Below are 15,127 nucleotides of genomic sequence, written 5' to 3'. Positions count from 1 at the left end.
GCCGGCCTCAGATTCGGTGCAGTATGACTTCGATGACGAAGCGGCTGCCGACATAAGCCAGCAGCAGGATGCCGAAGGACGCAATCACCCAGCGCAGCGCGGTGCGCCCGCGCCAGCCGTAGAAGGTGCGCCCGGCCAGGATGCCCGCGAACATCGCCCACGACAGCAGCGCGAACACGGTCTTGTGGTCGAGCCGGAAGGCCCGGCCGAACAGTTGCTCGGAGAACAGCAGGCCCGACAGGATCGTCAGCGTCAGCAGCACGAAGCCGGCGCCGATCAGGCGGAACAGCAGCTTCTCCAGTGTCAGCAGCGGCGGCAGCAGGTCGAGCCAGCGGCCCACCCACTGGGCCGGCTCGCTCGCCTTGCCCACCTGGGGCGAACGGTTGAAGCCATGCAGGCGGCGCTCGGCCAGCAGCATCAGAAAGGCATGGAAGGCTGCCAGCGTGAACAGGCCATAGGCCACGTTGGCAATGATGAAGTGCAGCTTGAACAACGGCCGCGCCGCGTAGCCCAGGATCTGCGCGCCGGGAAACGCCAGCGGCATCAGGCTCGCGAGCATCGCCACCGGGACCACGATCAGCCCAAGGCCGGCCAGCGAGAAGAAGAAGCTCTCGATCCAGTAGATGCCCACGCCCAGCCAAAGCATGGCCGACAGCGCAAAGGCAAAGCCGAACACCATGCGGTCGGCCGGGAAGATGGTCTCGTGCAGCAGCAGGCCGTGGCTGGCCACCGCTGCCAGCATCAGCGCGTGCCACCAGGCCGGGCGGCCCTCGCCGCGCCCGCCGGCCCCGCCGCCGCCGTGCAGCAGCGCGGTCGCCGCCGCGCCCCCAATGGCACCGCCGTTGCCGGCAGCCGATAGCTGCGGGTTGCGCGTCGCCCAGCCGTGATAGGCCAGGCCGCAATAGAGAAGTGCCGTCAAGGCATACAGTACAATGGCCATTTGCACAGTTTACCTTAGCGCCCCGTCCCGGTGGCGCCCCGCTTGAGCCGGGCCAAGAGCCAGCCTCAAGCCTCGATCAAGCTCTATCCCCCGGACTTCTGCCATGCTGGACAATCTCACTCAACGCCTGGCGCGGGTCGTCAAGACCATGCGCGGCGAGGCTCGCCTGACCGAAGCCAATACCGCCGAAATGCTGCGCGAAGTGCGCCTGGCCATGCTGGAGGCCGATGTCGCCTTGCCGGTGGTGCGGGAATTCATCGCCCGCGTGAAGGAAAAGGCACTGGGCGAGGACGTGGTGTCCAGCCTGACGCCGGGCCAGGCGCTGGTGGGCGTGGTGCAGCGCGAGCTGACCGCCGTCATCGGCGGCGAGGAAAGCCTGTCCGCCGACAACAAGAGCGGCGAGCTGAACCTGGCGGTGCAGCCGCCCGCGATCATCCTGATGGCCGGCCTGCAGGGCGCCGGCAAGACCACCACCGTCGGCAAGCTGGCCAAGTGGCTGAAAGAAAACAAGAAGAAGAAGGTGCTGACGGTCTCGTGCGACGTCTACCGCCCCGCCGCGATCGCCCAGCTCAGGACCGTATCCGAGCAGGTCGGCGCCGATTTCTTCCCCTCCGAGCCCAACCAGAAGCCGGTGGACATCGCGCGCGCGGCAGTGGACTGGGCCCGCAAGCACTATCACGACGTGCTGATTGTCGATACGGCAGGCCGCCTGGGTATCGACGAAGCCATGATGCAGGAAATCAAAGCGCTGCACGCCGAGATCAAGCCGGTCGAAACCCTGTTCGTAGTCGACGCCATGCTGGGCCAGGACGCGGTCAACACCGCGCGCGCCTTCAATGACGCCCTGCCCCTGACCGGCGTGGTGCTGACCAAGCTGGACGGCGATGCGCGCGGCGGTGCCGCGCTGTCGGTGCGCCACATCACCGGCCGCCCGATCAAGTTCGTCGGCGTTGGCGAAAAGCTGGACGGCCTCGAGCCCTTCTACCCCGATCGCATGGCCCAGCGGATCCTGGGCATGGGCGACATCCTCGCGCTGGTCGAGGAAGCCCAGCGCGGCGTGGACATGGAAGCCGCCGAGAAGCTGGCCAAGAAGATCAAGAAGACCGGCGACTTCGACCTGGAAGACTTCAAGGCGCAGATCGGCCAGATGAAGAAGATGGGCGGCCTGGGCAGCCTGGTCGACAAGCTGCCGGCGCAGTTTGCCCAACAGGCGCAGGGCGCCAATATGGACGTGGCCGAGAAGCAGGTGCGCCGCATGGAAGGCATCATCAATAGCATGACGGCCGCCGAGCGCGCCAAGCCCGACCTGATCAAGGCCAGCCGCAAGCGCCGCATCGCCACCGGCGCCGGCGTGCCGGTGCAGGAAGTCAACCGCCTGCTCAACCAGTTCGACCAGATGCAGAGCATGATGAAAAAGCTCAAGGGCGGCGGCATGATGAAGATGATGCGCTCGATGGGCGCGATGAAGGGCGGCATGAAGGGACTCTTCAACCGCTAAGCCGTCTGGCACGGCGGCGCCCGCTCCCCGGGCGCCGCGTCACCCCGCAAAAGACAAAGACTGAGACAGGATCCACATCATGATGACCGCCGAACAGGCCCGCGAACTGTGGGCCAACTCCGAGGAAATCGTCAGCGCCGAGGCCGTCCAGGCTTCGCTGGACCGCATGGCTGGCGAGATCACGGAAAAGATGGGCGATACCTTCCCGCTGGTGCTGTCGGTGATGGGCGGCGCAGTCGTCTTCACCGGCATGCTGCTGCCCAAGCTGGCGTTCCCGCTGGAGTTCGACTACATCCACCTCTCGCGCTACAACAACAAGACGGTGGGCGGCGAGATGCAATGGCGCGTGGCGCCGCGCGAATCGGTCAAGGGCCGCACGGTGCTGGTGCTGGACGACATCCTGGACGAAGGCGAGACCATGGCGGCCATCCGCCAGCGCATCATGGACATGGGCGCGACCAATGTCTACGCCGCCGTGCTGTGCGAAAAAGTGCTGCAAAAGGCAAAGCCCATGCACCCGGACTTCTGTGGCTTCACCGTGCCTGAGCGCTATGTCTTCGGCTGCGGCATGGACGCCCACGGCTACTGGCGCAACCTGCCCGCCATCCGGGCCTTGCGCTGAGGCCTTGCGCTGAGTCCTTGCGCCCAGGCCTCGCGCTCAGTCTGCGCGTTACGGCCTGGCGCTGACGATCGGCCACAGCGAGACCAGCAGCAACAGCGCCATCGCCACGTTGAACAGGCGCAGCGCCCGAGGCTGCGCCAGCCAGCGCCGCATGGCCGAACCGAACACGGCCCACATTGCCACGCTGGGCAGGTTGATCACGGCGAACAGGCCGGACAGCAGCAACACATTGAGCCAGACATTGCCGTGCAGCACGTAGGTACTGCACGCGCCCACCGCCATCACCCAAGCCTTGGGATTGACCCACTGGAACGCGGCCGCCGCAAGGAAGCCCATGGGCTTGCCCACCTCCTGGTCCTGGACGCCGCCCGCGGTCGCCAGCTTCCACGCCAGCCAGGTGAGATAGACCACCGCCACCACGCGCAGCACCTGCCAGGTCCACGGAAACGCGGCGAACAGCGATCCGAGCCCGAGGCCGACCACCGCCACCATCAGGCCGAAGCCGATACTGATGCCCAGCACATGGGGCACTGTGCGGGCAAAGCCGAAATTCACGCCCGAAGCCAGCACCATGGTGTTGTTGGGGCCCGGGGTAATCGACGACACGAGGGCAAACGCGCAGAACGCGGCGAACACGCCGGATCCGGCAACAAGCTGGGGCACTGCCATGACTGGCTCCATCGAATACGAAAAGGAATGGAGCTAGTCTAGCCATGCAAAACTGTACAGTACCGGTACAGTTGACCAGAAAACTGGCGATACGGCTTGGCGCGTAGCCACCGCATCATGCCGCGTCATGTCGCGCTGAGCGCGTTCGCCGCCACCACCAGCGCAATCCCCCACAGCACCACGCCGGTCGCCCGCTCCACGCCCCGAACCGAGCGGGCAAAACGCGTGCGCACCAGCGGATGGCGCACGCCCCAGGCCACCAGCATGTCCCAGGCGAAGACCATGGCGAACATCCAGGCGCCGTAGCCCAGCTGTGCTGCCAGCGGCGTGCGGGTGCCGGCCAGCACCGAGAACAGGCTGGCGTAGAACAACGCATTCTTGGGATTGAGCACGGCGGACAGGAAGCCCGTCACGAGTTGCGCCGCGTACGCCGCGGGGCCAGTGCCCTGCGCTTGCTGGCTATCTTTGCCATTTTCGCCATCTGCGCCGGGCAGCGTCGTCTCGCCGCTGGCACGCAGCAGCCGCCAGCCCAGCCAGGCCAGGTACAGGCAACCCGCCCACTGCAGCAGCATGAACACGCCTTGGCTGGCGCGGGTAGCGGCCAGCCCGGTGATGGCCAGCCCGATAAACACGCCGTTTCCCAGCGCGATGCCCAGGCAGACGGCGCTGGCGCGGCCCACGCCATGCACCAGCGCGCTGCGCACTACCAGGAAAAAGTCGGGGCCCGGGCTGAGCAGTGCAAGAAAATGCGCGCCCGCCACCATGGCAAATTGGCCGAGGCCGGAATCAACAGGGAAATCCACGCCAGTCCTTTCGTGTCTTCGAATGAGCACGAAGTCTGGGCCGCGAGGGGCGGCAAGTATTGGAGAAAATTGCGCGCGGCGGCTCAGCCGCTGCGGCGCTGATAGCTGCGCGGCGTCAGCGCCACGCGCTGCTTGAAGGCGCGCTGGAAGTGGCTTTGGTCGGAAAAGCCCAGCGCCTGGGCGATCTCCGCCGGCGCCCCACCCGCGCGCAGCAGCTGGCGCGCGTGGTTGATGCGCAGATCCAGCTGGTAGGCATGCGGGGTCATGCCGAGGTCGGCCCGGAAGGCGCGGATCAACTGATAGCGGCTCATGCCGGCGCCGCGCGCCAGTTCCGCCAGCGGCAGCGGCTCCGCGTGATGCGCATGCAGGAGCGCGACCAGGCCGGCTAGCCGGGCCTCTGGCGTGACTGGCTGGCGCGGCGCGCGCACCGCCTGGCGCTGGTCGGCACCGCCGAGCAGTGCGGCCACGAAGCCGCCTAGCGCCGCTTCCTTGGTGGCCTGCGGGGCTGCGGAGAACAGCACATCGTTAAGCCGGCACAGGCCGGCATAGGTATCTGGCGCGCTGGTGACACGCACCCGCGCCAGCGCCGCGGGCAACACCGCCACGCCGCGCGCCTCCAGCACCGTGCCCACCCATGCCGGGTCCAGGTGCAGCATCTGGTAGCTCCAGCGCGCGTCGGGCTCCGGATTACAGGAATGCACCTGCCCGGCCGGGATCACGACCACGTCGCCGGGCGCCAGCCGTACCGACTCGGTCCCGGTGCCAAACAGGCTATGGCCGCCATCGACGGCGCCAATCGACAAGGTGGGATGGGTATGCGGCAGGTATGCCGCGCCGCTGTCGCTGGCGCAGCGGCTCTCGACGTACGGCATGGCGGGATCGAACCAGTAGCGCGCCTGCCCTGCGGTGCTGCCGGCGCGCATCAGTCGGTCCGGTACGGGCGTTCGCGCAGCCACTTGGTGGCGATCCATTTCTCGCCCGCTTCAACGGGCAAGCCGGCATGCAGGGTACGCTCGTCCAGCGCGCCGTCGGACTTGCGATAGCTGAAATAGACCGCATTGCCCTTGACCGGCGCCACCTCCAGGCCAAGCTTGGGGAAGGCCGTGGCGCCACCCGCCGGCGGGCTGTTCAGGTAGATCACCAGGGTGGCGACGCGTTGCCCGCCGACCTTGAGCTGGCGCGCCTCGCCGGGGCGCTGCGGGTTAAAGAAATCGTAGTGCGGCTGGTACTCGCCGCCGGGCTTGTAGTTGAGGATCTGCAAGCCTTCGCCGCGGTCCGCGGCAATCCCGGTCACGGCGGCGATGCAGTCCTCGATGCGCTCGATCAGCGCATGCTCGCCGACCTGGAACATCGCGCCCAGGCTGGTGCGCGCCTCGATCAGGTTCTCGTCGCCGGTGTCGGGGTTGATCACGGGTGAGCGCGTCAGGCGGCCGCGCGCCAGCGCCACCAGGGCGTCGCATTCGGCATCGGTCAGGAGTTGCTGGTACAGGGTCACGCGCGGTGCCGCGAGCGTGAACAAGATGGGAATCTCGCGGCCGGCGAAATGCGCCGCGTTGCGGCTGCCTTGCGCGCCAGTTTGGTCACGGCCACCACCCTGGCCCCCTGCGCGCCCGGCCGGCTTGCCGATGCCCAGCTCCGCGGCCATCTCCGCGGCGTTGTCCGGCGGCGTCCCCCGCACCTCTGCCCGTGCCGCGGCGGACAGCGCCGCGGCCACCGTGGCTTGCGCGAAGGCCTGCTCGTAGCCGGACTGGCACATCGACTGCACCAGCGCTTCGGCGCCAAAGCCCTGCCCGATATGGCGCCGCAGCCAGCGCTGCAGGTCCGCCGAGGAACTGGTGTAGCCCGCCTTGCCGGCGGTGTCGCCAGTGGCACCGGTGGCGCGAGTGTTGCTCATGAGGGATTGGCCAGCCGCTGCGGCGAAAACGGGTTGCGCGCCGGCGCTTCGGGCGGCACCACGCGGCTGCGGGTGCCCGTGCCGGTTTCGGGGTCGCCGGCGACGGTGACCGTGGCTTCGGAATACTGCCAGCGCTTCCACGCTGCCAGCACCGCATTGGGATAGTCGGGGCGGCCGCGGCTGCCGTTGTACCGGCCCAGCGCCAGGAACAGGTCGCCCTGCTCGCGGTCCAGGTAGTAGCGCAGGATGGTGCAGCCGTAGCGCAGGTTGCTCTGCAGGTGGAACAGCTTGCGGCTGTCGCTGTCGCCGATGCTGCGCACCCAGAAGGGCATCACCTGCATCAGCCCGCGGGCACCGGCCGAGCTGATCGCGTATTTGCGGAAATTGCTCTCGACCTGCACCAGCCCTAGCACCAGCGCCGGTTCCAGCCCGGCGCGCTTGGCCTCGTAGTAAGCGGTCTCGATCAGTTCGATGCGCACCTGCGGCTCGGGGATGCGCCCCGCGAGCCGGTGCGACATTTCTTCCAGCCACTTTAGGTAGGCCAGTTGCTCACCGCCGGTGGCAAAGGCCGGGCGCAGCGGGCGGCTGTCGGCAATGGCCGCGGCCAGCGCGCCGCGCACCGAGTCGGCCAGGTCCTCTTCCTTCTGGGCCCCGGCGTGGGCGGCGGCGCTGAGCACCAGCAGCAAGCCGGCACTGACCCGTGCCACGCCCAGGCGGCCCGGGATCAGGCCCGGCAGACGCAGCGGGTCCAGGAGGCGCATGGCGCTCAGGCGGACAACAGCCCGCGCACGTGAGCAACCACGTCCGCGACCGGCAACTGGGTGGCCTCGGCGTCGCGCCGCCCCTGGTACTCCACGCGGCCTTCCTTCAGGCCACGGTCGCCCACCACTACGCGGTGCGGCACGCCAATCAGTTCCCAGTCGGCAAACATGGCGCCGGGGCGCTCGCCGCGGTTGTCCAGGATCACATCGACGCCGGCTGCCAGCAGCTCAGCATGGATACGGTCGGCCTCGGCCTTGACGGCCTCGGAACGATCGTAGCCAACCGGGCAGACCACCACCGCGAACGGGGCGATCGAAGCGGGCCAGATGATGCCGCGCTCGTCGAAGTTCTGCTCGATGGCGGCCCCCAGGATACGGGTCACGCCAATGCCGTAGCAGCCCATCTGCATGGGCTGGGTTTTGCCGTTCTCGTCCAGGAAGGTGGCGCCCATCGATTCCGAATAGCGCGTGCCGAGCATGAACACGTGGCCGACTTCGATGCCGCGGCAGATGGCGAGCGTGCCCTTGCCGTCCGGCGAAACGTCGCCTTCCACCACATTGCGCAGGTCAGCCACCACAGGCTCGGGCAGGTCGCGGCCCCAGTTCACACCGGTCAGGTGGTAGTCGCGCTCGTTGGCCCCGCAGACGAAGTCGCTCATGTTGGCGACCGTGCGGTCCGCCACCACGTTGACAGGCTTCTTGGCGCCGATGGGGCCCAGGTAGCCCGGGGGCGTGCCGAACGTCTCGACGATCTCGGACTCGGTCGCGAAGCGGAACTCGGCCAGGCCGGCCACCTTGGACGCCTTGATCTCGTTGAGCTCATGGTCGCCACGCAGCAGCAGCAGCCAGATCTGCACGCCGGCCTCGCCCTCGGTGGCCAGCACGATCGACTTGACCGTGCGCGCCAGCGGGATGCCAAGCAGCTCAGCCACGTGCTCGCACTTGGCCTTGCCCGGGGTGGGCGTGTTGACCATGGCTTGCGCCGGCGCGGCGCGCTGGGCCAGCAGCGGCAGGGCCTCGGCCGCTTCCATGTTGGCGGCGTAGTCCGAGTCGGGGCAGTAGACGATGGCATCTTCGCCGGTCTCGGCGATCACGTGGAACTCATGCGAGCCGGAGCCGCCGATGGCGCCGTTGTCGGCCGCGACGGCACGGAATTCCAGGCCGAAACGCTGGAAGATGCGCACGTAGGCGTCGAACATCTTGTCGTAGGACACCTTCAGGCCTGCGGCGTCACGATCGAAGGAGTAAGCGTCCTTCATGGTGAACTCGCGCCCGCGCATGATGCCAAAGCGCGGCCGGCGCTCGTCGCGGAACTTGGTCTGGATCTGGTAGAAATTGATCGGCAGTTGCTTGTAGCTGCGGATTTCGCTGCGGGCGATGTCCGTCACCACCTCTTCGGAGGTGGGCTGCACGGCAAAGTCGCGCTCATGGCGGTCCTTCAGGCGCAGCAGCTCGGGACCCATCTTGTCCCAGCGGCCGGTTTCCTGCCACAGCTCGGCAGGCTGAATCACCGGCATCGACAGCTCGACCGCGCCGGCGCGGTTCATTTCCTCGCGCACGATGGCTTCCACCTTGCGGATCACCCGCAGGCCGACCGGCATGTAGTTATAGATGCCGGCGCCAAGCTTCTTGATCATGCCGGCTCGCATCATCAACTTGTGCGACACGATTTCCGCGTCGGAAGGGGCTTCCTTTTGGGTGGAAATGAAGAATTGCGAGGCTTTCATCCGTTGCTTTCTCGTGAGGCCATGCACGCCCTGGCAGGTGCCGGGGGCGAGATGGCGCGAATCCGTGGCGCGCGTGCATTATGCGGCGCTTTTTGCTCGGGGAAAACCAGCACCCCGTTGCACAAAGCCCCATTACGCGCTTCCTTTATAATCAACCTAATTCTAAAGGATTCGAGGTGCAGTCATGCTCGATCGTGAAGGCTTTCGCCCGAACGTCGGCATCATCCTCATCAACGCACGGAACGAGGTGTTCTGGGGCAAGCGCATCGGCGAACATTCGTGGCAGTTTCCTCAAGGCGGCATCAAATACGGCGAGACGCCGGAACAGGCGATGTACCGCGAGCTACATGAAGAAGTCGGTCTGCTGCCCGAGCATGTCAGGATTGTCGGTCGCACGCGCGACTGGCTGCGTTATGAGGTGCCGGACAAGTTCATCCGCCGCGAAATCCGCGGCCATTACAGGGGACAGAAGCAGATTTGGTTCCTGTTGCGCATGGCGGGCCGCGATTGCGACATCCGCCTGCGCGCCACCGACCATCCGGAGTTCGATGCCTGGCGCTGGAGCCATTACTGGGTCCCGCTAGACGCTGTCATCGAGTTCAAGCGCGATGTCTACCAACTCGCGCTGACCGAGTTGTCTCGCTTCCTGCAGCGCAATACCCGCGCGCCGCTGAGCCCCTACGGCACCCATGGCCGGCACGGTTCGGTGCGCGCAGGTTATGCTCGCGCGGGGCTGGACGAGCATCCCGACAGCGTTCCGGACCTGGTGCATCAGGACCTGGCCCACGATCCGGGCCCAATTTCGCCGGCCCAGCCGGCGTCCACAGAACGGAGTACCGATGATTGATTTTGCCGGCCGCGGCTTGCGCCCGAGCCTGCCCGCCGCCTGCTTGCTGGCTGCAACCCTTTGCCTTGGCCTGGCCGGCTGCGGCAGCACGTCCAAGCCGCAGCATGTGCCCATGCCGGACGAGTCCGAGGATTACACGCCGAAGAAGGAGTTCAGCATCCTCGACCCGTTCGCCGCGAAGGAATTCAGGGAAGTGGAGACGGCGCTGCCTGCGCCGCCGCAGGATGCGGACCTGATCCCGTTCGAAGTCAGCCCCGCCGGCAACTTTACCTTCGCCGTCGATGGCAAGTCCGTGGTCGTGGGCGCGGATGGCGCCGTGCGTTATACGGTGGTCATCACCGGTGCCAGCGGCATGCGCAATGTGAGCTTCGAGGCCGTGCGCTGCGACACCTTCGAGCGCAAGATGTACGCCACCTTGCCCAGGGGCGCGACCGAGTGGGTCCGCAACCGCTCCGACGACCGCGATGGCTGGGTCCAGCTGGCAGGCATCGCGCGCAATAACTATGGTGCGGCGCTGGCCAAGGATTTCCTGTGCGAGGGCCGCTCAGCGGCAGGCAGGGCGCAGGACATCGTCAAGGAATTGCGTGGCGAAGCGCCGCGCAAGAGCGCGATCACACGTTGATGGCGGCAACGGCGCGGTAGTACGGCGCCTGACGATGCAAAAAAGCCCGCGATCGCTCGCGGGCTTTTTTGCATCGTACCTCGGAACAATCTGTCCGTTCAGACCAGTACCAGGTTGTCCCGGTGGATCAGCTCGTGCTCGTTCTGGTGGCCAAGCACCCGCTCGATCTCGGACGAGGGCTTGCGTGCGATCAGCTTGGCTTCCGAGCTGGCGTAGTTGGTGATGCCGCGCGCCACCTCATGGCCCGCCGCGTCGATGCAGGCAATGACCTCGCCACGCGCGAACTCACCCTGCACTTCCACCACGCCGATCGGCAGCAGCGACTTGCCGCCGCTGGTGAGCTTGTCCACCGCGCCGGCATCGATCATCACCCGCCCGCGCAGCTGCAGGTGGTCGGCCATCCATTGCTTGCGCGCCGTCAGGCGCCCAGTGGGGGCCAGCAGTTGCGTGCCGATGCCTTCGCCCCCGGCCAGCCGCTCCAGCACATTGGCTTCGCGCCCGGAAGCGATCACGGTATGCGCGCCCGACTTGGCGGCGCGCTTGGCGGCCAGGATCTTGGTCAGCATGCCGCCGCGGCCAATCGACGTGCCGGCGCCGCCGGCCATGGCTTCGAGCTCCACTGCACCAGCCAGCGCCTCGTCGACGAACTCGGCCTGCGGGTTGCTGCGGGGGTCGGCGGTATAGAGGCCCCGCTGGTCGGTCAGGATCACCAGCGCGTCGCCTTCAATCAGGTTGGTGACAAGCGCACCCAGGGTATCGTTGTCGCCGAACTTGATTTCGTCGGTGACCACGGTGTCGTTCTCGTTGATGATGGGCACGACACCCAGCGACAGCAGCGTCAGCAGGGTCGAGCGCGCATTGAGGTAGCGCTCGCGGTCAGCCAGGTCGGCGTGGGTCAGCAACACCTGGGCGGTGCGGATGCCGTAGCGGCCGAACTGGCTTTCGTAGACCTGGGCCAGGCCCATCTGGCCCACTGCCGCGGCGGCCTGCAGTTCGTGGATTTCCTTTGGGCGGCGCACCCAGCCGAGGCGCTGCATGCCTTCGGCGATGGCGCCGGAGCTGACCAGCACGACTTCCTTGCCGGCCATGCGCAGCTTGGCGATCTGTGCTGCCCAACGGGCGATTGCCTCGTGATCGAGGCCCTTGCCGTCGTTGGTCACCAGGCTGGACCCAACCTTCACGACGATACGTTTTGCCTGGGCGATGACCGATTGCATGGCGGGAATCCTGTCTGCTGGGTGCTGCTGTTTTTGTCGTTAGTTCTGCTCGCCGCCGGACTGGTCGACGTTGTGCAGGCGGTCATCCAGGCGGATGTCCGGCTCTGCCAGCGCGGCGACTTCCTCGGCCTTGATCGCGGCCAGGTGATCCTTGATCGCGTAGATCAGTTCACGGCAGCCTTCGCCGGTCAGGGCGGAGATGCGGAACACCGGGCCCTTCCACTTGTAGCGCTTGACGAAGTCCTTGACGCGCGCATCGCGCTCTTCCTCGGGCACCACGTCCAACTTGTTCAGTACCAGCCAGCGCGGCTTTTCGTACAGGCTTTCGTCGTACTTCTTCAGCTCGTTGACGATGGCGCGGGCTTCGGCCACCGGGTCCACGGCTTCATCGAACGGCGCCAGGTCGACGATATGCAGCAACAGCCCTGTGCGCTGCAAGTGGCGCAGGAACTGATGGCCCAGCCCGGCGCCTTCCGCAGCGCCTTCAATCAGGCCGGGGATGTCGGCCACCACGAAGGACTGCTCGTGATCGACCCGCACCACGCCCAGGTTGGGATGCAGGGTGGTGAAGGGGTAATCGGCCACCTTCGGGCGCGCATTGGAAATGTGCGAGATAAAGGTCGACTTGCCGGCATTCGGCATGCCCAGCAGGCCCACGTCGGCCAGCACCTTGAGCTCCAGCTTGATCATGCGGCGCTCGCCCGGCTTGCCGTCCACCTGCTGGCGGGGCGCGCGGTTGGTACTGGACTTGAAGTGCAGGTTACCCCAGCCGCCCAGGCCACCCTCGGCCAGGCAAACGGTCTGGCCATGCTCGGTCAGGTCGGCGATCAGCTCGCCGGAATCCATGTCGAGGATCTGCGTGCCGACCGGCATGCGCAGGTTCACATCTTCGCCGCCCGCGCCATAGCAATCGGCGCCCCGGCCATTCTCGCCGTTGCGCGCCACGTGCTTCTTGGCGTAGCGGAAGTCGATGAGCGTGTTGATGTTGCGGTCGGCCACCGCGTAGACGCTGCCGCCGCTGCCGCCGTCGCCACCGTCGGGGCCACCGAAGGGCACAAATTTCTCGCGCCGCATCGATGCGCTGCCATTGCCGCCGTTGCCGGCGATGACTTCAATTCTGGCTTCGTCGATGAACTTCATGATGACCTTCCGTGGTGTAGCGACCGCAAAGCGCGCGCCCGGCCGGGATGGCAAGGCCGCGGGCGCGGCGAATGGCGACAATGACATTGTCGCCAGAAAAGAAAAAGCCCCGCAAGTACTGCGGGGCCTTCATGCTGCAAAGGCTGTGATCAGACTGCCGGAACGACGCTGACCTGCTGCTTCTTGGCAGCGCCCTTGACGGCGAACTGCACGTGGCCGTCGACGAGAGCAAAGAGGGTGTGATCCTTGCCAATGCCAACGTTATCGCCCGGGTGCACGCGGGTACCGCGCTGACGCACGATGATGCTGCCGGCGTTGATGGCTTGACCACCAAACACCTTGACGCCCAGACGCTTCGATTCGGAATCGCGGCCGTTCCGTGTGGAACCGCCGCCCTTTTTCTGTGCCATGACTAACTCCTGTCGCTTTACTTTACCTAGTTACGCTTGAATTCGATTTCGATAAGGACTGAGCGCTGGCTCAGCCAATGATCTCTTCGATGCGCAGCTCGGTGTAATTTTGACGATGGCCTTGACGCTTTTGATAGTGCTTGCGACGGCGCATCTTGAAGATCTTCACCTTATCGTGACGACCTTGGGAGATAACGGTAGCCTTGACGGAAGCCCCGCTAACCAGCGGCGTACCAAACTTGAGTTGGTCGCCTGCGCCCACTGCGAGCACCTGGTCGAGCGTGATTTCTGCGCCAATGTCTGCCGGTATCTGTTCTACTTTAAGTTTTTCGCCAGCAGCAACCTTATATTGCTTGCCGCCGGTTTTTACGACCGCGTACATTGTCGAACCTCTCGATGTGAAATAAAACGCCGAAAGCCAACGCCGGCGCGCCCTTGCGTCCGTTTCATCCCGATCCAAGCAACTACCAGGACAGGGAAAACAGACAAGCCGGACGGCCCAATTGGCCCGGTTATCTCCCACCAGCGCATCTGCAGACAACACAAAGCGGCCGGAGGAAACCCACGATTCTATACCAAAGCCGGGAAAAGTACAAAGAAAACAGACACATAGCCTGCCCGGCGCCGCGTGGCGCCGCCTGAAGCACTTCTCCGCCCACCCAGGTCAGATCAGATCCGCGAGCAGGAAACCCGCCAGGGCGGCGAAAGCTGCCCACAGTGCGGTGCGCCGGAGCTGGCGGCGCGAGGAGGAAGGTGGCTGGGTCATGGCGGCATTATAGGTGCACGGGACTGCCACGCCCGCTTTGCGCGCGCAGCGCCCGCACGCCTTGTCGCACCCCCCGTTCAGGGGACATACATACACCCGCATCGCTTATAATCGGCGGGTTTTGCGTAACGGTGAACATCTTGTCCCAGTCTTCCGCCACTGCCTTGCTTGCCCCGGTCGCTGCCGACATGCGCGCCGTTGATTCGGTTATCCGCCAGCGCCTCGCTTCGGAAGTGCCCCTGATCGAACAGATCGGCGAGTACATCATCAGTGCGGGCGGCAAGCGCCTGCGCCCGGTGATCCTGCTGCTGTCCGCACGGGCCTTCGGTTACGACGGCAACCGGCACCACGAACTGGCCGCGGTGGTCGAGTTCATCCATACCGCCACGCTGCTGCACGACGACGTCGTCGACGAGTCGGAGCTGCGCCGCGGCCGCCAGACCGCCAACGCGGTCTTCGGCAACGCCGCGAGCGTGCTGGTAGGCGACTTCCTCTATTCCCGCGCCTTCCAGATGATGGTGGACGCCGGCAGCATGCGCATTATGGAGATCCTCTCCAATGCCACCAATGTGATCGCCGAAGGCGAAGTGCTGCAGTTGCTGAACATGCACGATCCCGAGGTCACGGTGGAGCGCTACCTGCAAGTGATCCGCTACAAGACCGCCAAGCTGTTCGAAGCCTCGGCCCAGCTCGGCGCTGTGCTGGCCGGTGCGGACGCGGCCACCGAAGAAGCTGCCGCGGAATACGGACGGCGCATCGGCACCGCGTTCCAGTTGATCGACGACATGCTGGACTACACCGCCAGCGCCGAGCAGATGGGCAAGAATGCCGGCGACGACCTGCGTGAAGGCAAGCCCACCCTGCCGCTGCTGCACCTGCTCGAGCACGGCACCGCGGAGCAACGCACGCTGGCTCGCGAAGCCATCGTGCAAGGCGGCACCGAGCATTTCGATGCGGTGTTCACCGCGATCCACGCCAGCGGCGCGCTCGATGTCACCTTCCAGGCAGCCCAGCGCGAAGCCGAAGCTGCGGAGAAGGCCGCCCAGCAGTTCCCCGACTCGCCACTGAAGCAAACGCTGATCGACCTGTGCGCATTCTCGCTGCAACGGCAGTCCTGATGCCAAGGCGCCCCGCGCCGGCGCCCTCTTCCATTCCGGAAAAAAGGCTGCTACACTTGTGTGCTTTCGCGCTGCAGCAGTAATTAAGCAGGC

Annotated in this window: 17 protein-coding genes; 6 read left to right on the top strand and 11 right to left on the bottom strand. The window is 66.0% G+C overall.

What is annotated here, in order from left to right; all coding sequences use genetic code 11:
* Positions 1-7: 7 nt before the first annotated feature.
* Complete coding sequence (locus AC07XB_RS18570; protein WP_416049726.1) at positions 8-940, bottom strand: cytochrome C assembly family protein; 933 nt, start codon at positions 938-940, stop codon at positions 8-10.
* Positions 941-1,043: 103 nt separating this feature from the next.
* Between AC07XB_RS18570 and ffh the strand changes: the two genes are divergently transcribed.
* The gene (gene ffh, locus AC07XB_RS18565) at positions 1,044-2,438 is read left to right on the top strand and encodes a signal recognition particle protein (RefSeq protein ID WP_492374677.1); all 1,395 of its coding nucleotides are present in this window, start codon (positions 1,044-1,046) and stop codon (positions 2,436-2,438) included.
* A gap of 79 nt (positions 2,439-2,517) precedes the next feature.
* Positions 2,518-3,060 carry a hypoxanthine-guanine phosphoribosyltransferase gene (locus AC07XB_RS18560; protein WP_017224402.1) on the top strand — a complete coding sequence of 181 codons (543 nt, stop codon included), beginning with the start codon at positions 2,518-2,520 and terminating at the stop codon, positions 3,058-3,060.
* A 48-nt stretch (positions 3,061-3,108) separates the two neighbouring features.
* On the opposite strand, the gene AC07XB_RS18555 is transcribed toward AC07XB_RS18560, so the two are convergent.
* From AC07XB_RS18555 to AC07XB_RS18530, 6 genes are all read right to left on the bottom strand, one after another.
* A complete protein-coding gene (locus AC07XB_RS18555) occupies positions 3,109-3,729 on the bottom strand; it encodes a LysE family translocator (RefSeq protein WP_492374678.1) in 621 nt (206 codons plus the stop codon).
* A 125-nt stretch (positions 3,730-3,854) separates the two neighbouring features.
* A complete protein-coding gene (locus AC07XB_RS18550) occupies positions 3,855-4,532 on the bottom strand; it encodes a LysE family translocator (protein WP_492829106.1) in 678 nt (225 codons plus the stop codon).
* A gap of 83 nt (positions 4,533-4,615) precedes the next feature.
* The gene (locus AC07XB_RS18545) at positions 4,616-5,455 is read right to left on the bottom strand and encodes a helix-turn-helix domain-containing protein (RefSeq protein ID WP_492374680.1); all 840 of its coding nucleotides are present in this window, start codon (positions 5,453-5,455) and stop codon (positions 4,616-4,618) included.
* On the bottom strand, positions 5,455-6,426 hold the full coding sequence (locus tag AC07XB_RS18540) for a 2OG-Fe(II) oxygenase (RefSeq protein ID WP_492829104.1): 972 nt from the start codon (positions 6,424-6,426) through the stop codon (positions 5,455-5,457). The genes AC07XB_RS18545 and AC07XB_RS18540 overlap by 1 nt, the downstream gene beginning before the upstream one ends.
* Positions 6,423-7,187, bottom strand: a complete 765-nt coding sequence (locus AC07XB_RS18535) for a lytic transglycosylase domain-containing protein (RefSeq protein ID WP_492374682.1) — start codon at positions 7,185-7,187, stop codon at positions 6,423-6,425. The genes AC07XB_RS18540 and AC07XB_RS18535 overlap by 4 nt, the downstream gene beginning before the upstream one ends.
* Positions 7,188-7,192: 5 nt before the next feature.
* Positions 7,193-8,914 carry a proline--tRNA ligase gene (locus tag AC07XB_RS18530; RefSeq protein ID WP_492374683.1) on the bottom strand — a complete coding sequence of 574 codons (1,722 nt, stop codon included), beginning with the start codon at positions 8,912-8,914 and terminating at the stop codon, positions 7,193-7,195.
* 184 nt (positions 8,915-9,098) lie between these two features.
* Between AC07XB_RS18530 and AC07XB_RS18525 the strand changes: the two genes are divergently transcribed.
* Both AC07XB_RS18525 and AC07XB_RS18520 read left to right on the top strand, forming a co-directional pair.
* Positions 9,099-9,761 (top strand): RNA pyrophosphohydrolase, encoded by a 663-nt coding sequence (locus tag AC07XB_RS18525; RefSeq protein ID WP_043349734.1) that lies wholly within the window; start codon positions 9,099-9,101, stop codon positions 9,759-9,761.
* On the top strand, positions 9,754-10,383 hold the full coding sequence (locus tag AC07XB_RS18520; protein ID WP_492374684.1) for a CNP1-like family protein: 630 nt from the start codon (positions 9,754-9,756) through the stop codon (positions 10,381-10,383). The genes AC07XB_RS18525 and AC07XB_RS18520 overlap by 8 nt, the downstream gene beginning before the upstream one ends.
* A 98-nt stretch (positions 10,384-10,481) precedes the next feature.
* Here the strand turns inward: AC07XB_RS18520 and proB are convergent, their stop codons facing one another.
* Both proB and obgE read right to left on the bottom strand, forming a co-directional pair.
* Complete coding sequence (gene proB, locus AC07XB_RS18515; protein WP_309403639.1) at positions 10,482-11,600, bottom strand: glutamate 5-kinase; 1,119 nt, start codon at positions 11,598-11,600, stop codon at positions 10,482-10,484.
* Positions 11,601-11,639: 39 nt separating this feature from the next.
* Positions 11,640-12,740, bottom strand: coding sequence for a GTPase ObgE (obgE, locus tag AC07XB_RS18510; protein WP_441633931.1), 1,101 nt, complete (start codon positions 12,738-12,740; stop codon positions 11,640-11,642).
* Here obgE and AC07XB_RS18505 point away from each other — a divergent pair.
* Entirely contained in the window at positions 12,730-12,912 is a 183-nt protein-coding gene (locus AC07XB_RS18505) for a hypothetical protein (RefSeq protein WP_183037045.1), read from the top strand. The genes obgE and AC07XB_RS18505 overlap by 11 nt on opposite strands.
* On the opposite strand, the gene rpmA is transcribed toward AC07XB_RS18505, so the two are convergent.
* Positions 12,890-13,150, bottom strand: coding sequence for a 50S ribosomal protein L27 (rpmA, locus tag AC07XB_RS18500; protein ID WP_006162509.1), 261 nt, complete (start codon positions 13,148-13,150; stop codon positions 12,890-12,892). The two genes, AC07XB_RS18505 and rpmA, sit on opposite strands and share 23 nt — an antisense overlap.
* 70 nt (positions 13,151-13,220) lie before the next feature.
* The gene (gene rplU, locus AC07XB_RS18495; RefSeq protein ID WP_006162510.1) at positions 13,221-13,532 is read right to left on the bottom strand and encodes a 50S ribosomal protein L21; all 312 of its coding nucleotides are present in this window, start codon (positions 13,530-13,532) and stop codon (positions 13,221-13,223) included.
* A 572-nt stretch (positions 13,533-14,104) separates the two neighbouring features.
* On the opposite strand from rplU, the gene ispB reads away from it, so the two are divergent.
* Entirely contained in the window at positions 14,105-15,034 is a 930-nt protein-coding gene (gene ispB / locus AC07XB_RS18490) for an octaprenyl diphosphate synthase (RefSeq protein ID WP_492374687.1), read from the top strand.
* The last annotated feature ends 93 nt before the right edge of the window (positions 15,035-15,127 follow it).

It is taken from the genome of Cupriavidus sp. GW821-FHT02F09 (genome assembly GCF_059421605.1).
The sequence above is the reverse complement of the archived record's forward strand: the minus strand, read 5'-3'. Positions and strand labels throughout refer to the sequence as shown.

Coding starts and splice junctions, on each gene's coding strand:
- AC07XB_RS18570 (WP_416049726.1), bottom strand. CDS start 940: ATGGCCATTGTACTGTATGCCTTGACGGCACTTCTCTATTGCGGCCTG.
- ffh (WP_492374677.1), top strand. CDS start 1,044: ATGCTGGACAATCTCACTCAACGCCTGGCGCGGGTCGTCAAGACCATG.
- AC07XB_RS18560 (WP_017224402.1), top strand. CDS start 2,518: ATGATGACCGCCGAACAGGCCCGCGAACTGTGGGCCAACTCCGAGGAA.
- AC07XB_RS18555 (WP_492374678.1), bottom strand. CDS start 3,729: ATGGCAGTGCCCCAGCTTGTTGCCGGATCCGGCGTGTTCGCCGCGTTC.
- AC07XB_RS18545 (WP_492374680.1), bottom strand. CDS start 5,455: ATGCGCGCCGGCAGCACCGCAGGGCAGGCGCGCTACTGGTTCGATCCC.
- AC07XB_RS18540 (WP_492829104.1), bottom strand. CDS start 6,426: ATGAGCAACACTCGCGCCACCGGTGCCACTGGCGACACCGCCGGCAAG.
- AC07XB_RS18535 (WP_492374682.1), bottom strand. CDS start 7,187: ATGCGCCTCCTGGACCCGCTGCGTCTGCCGGGCCTGATCCCGGGCCGC.
- AC07XB_RS18530 (WP_492374683.1), bottom strand. CDS start 8,914: ATGAAAGCCTCGCAATTCTTCATTTCCACCCAAAAGGAAGCCCCTTCC.
- AC07XB_RS18525 (WP_043349734.1), top strand. CDS start 9,099: ATGCTCGATCGTGAAGGCTTTCGCCCGAACGTCGGCATCATCCTCATC.
- AC07XB_RS18520 (WP_492374684.1), top strand. CDS start 9,754: ATGATTGATTTTGCCGGCCGCGGCTTGCGCCCGAGCCTGCCCGCCGCC.
- proB (WP_309403639.1), bottom strand. CDS start 11,600: ATGCAATCGGTCATCGCCCAGGCAAAACGTATCGTCGTGAAGGTTGGG.
- AC07XB_RS18505 (WP_183037045.1), top strand. CDS start 12,730: ATGAACTTCATGATGACCTTCCGTGGTGTAGCGACCGCAAAGCGCGCG.
- obgE (WP_441633931.1), bottom strand. CDS start 12,740: ATGAAGTTCATCGACGAAGCCAGAATTGAAGTCATCGCCGGCAACGGC.
- rpmA (WP_006162509.1), bottom strand. CDS start 13,150: ATGGCACAGAAAAAGGGCGGCGGTTCCACACGGAACGGCCGCGATTCC.
- rplU (WP_006162510.1), bottom strand. CDS start 13,532: ATGTACGCGGTCGTAAAAACCGGCGGCAAGCAATATAAGGTTGCTGCT.
- ispB (WP_492374687.1), top strand. CDS start 14,105: ATGCGCGCCGTTGATTCGGTTATCCGCCAGCGCCTCGCTTCGGAAGTG.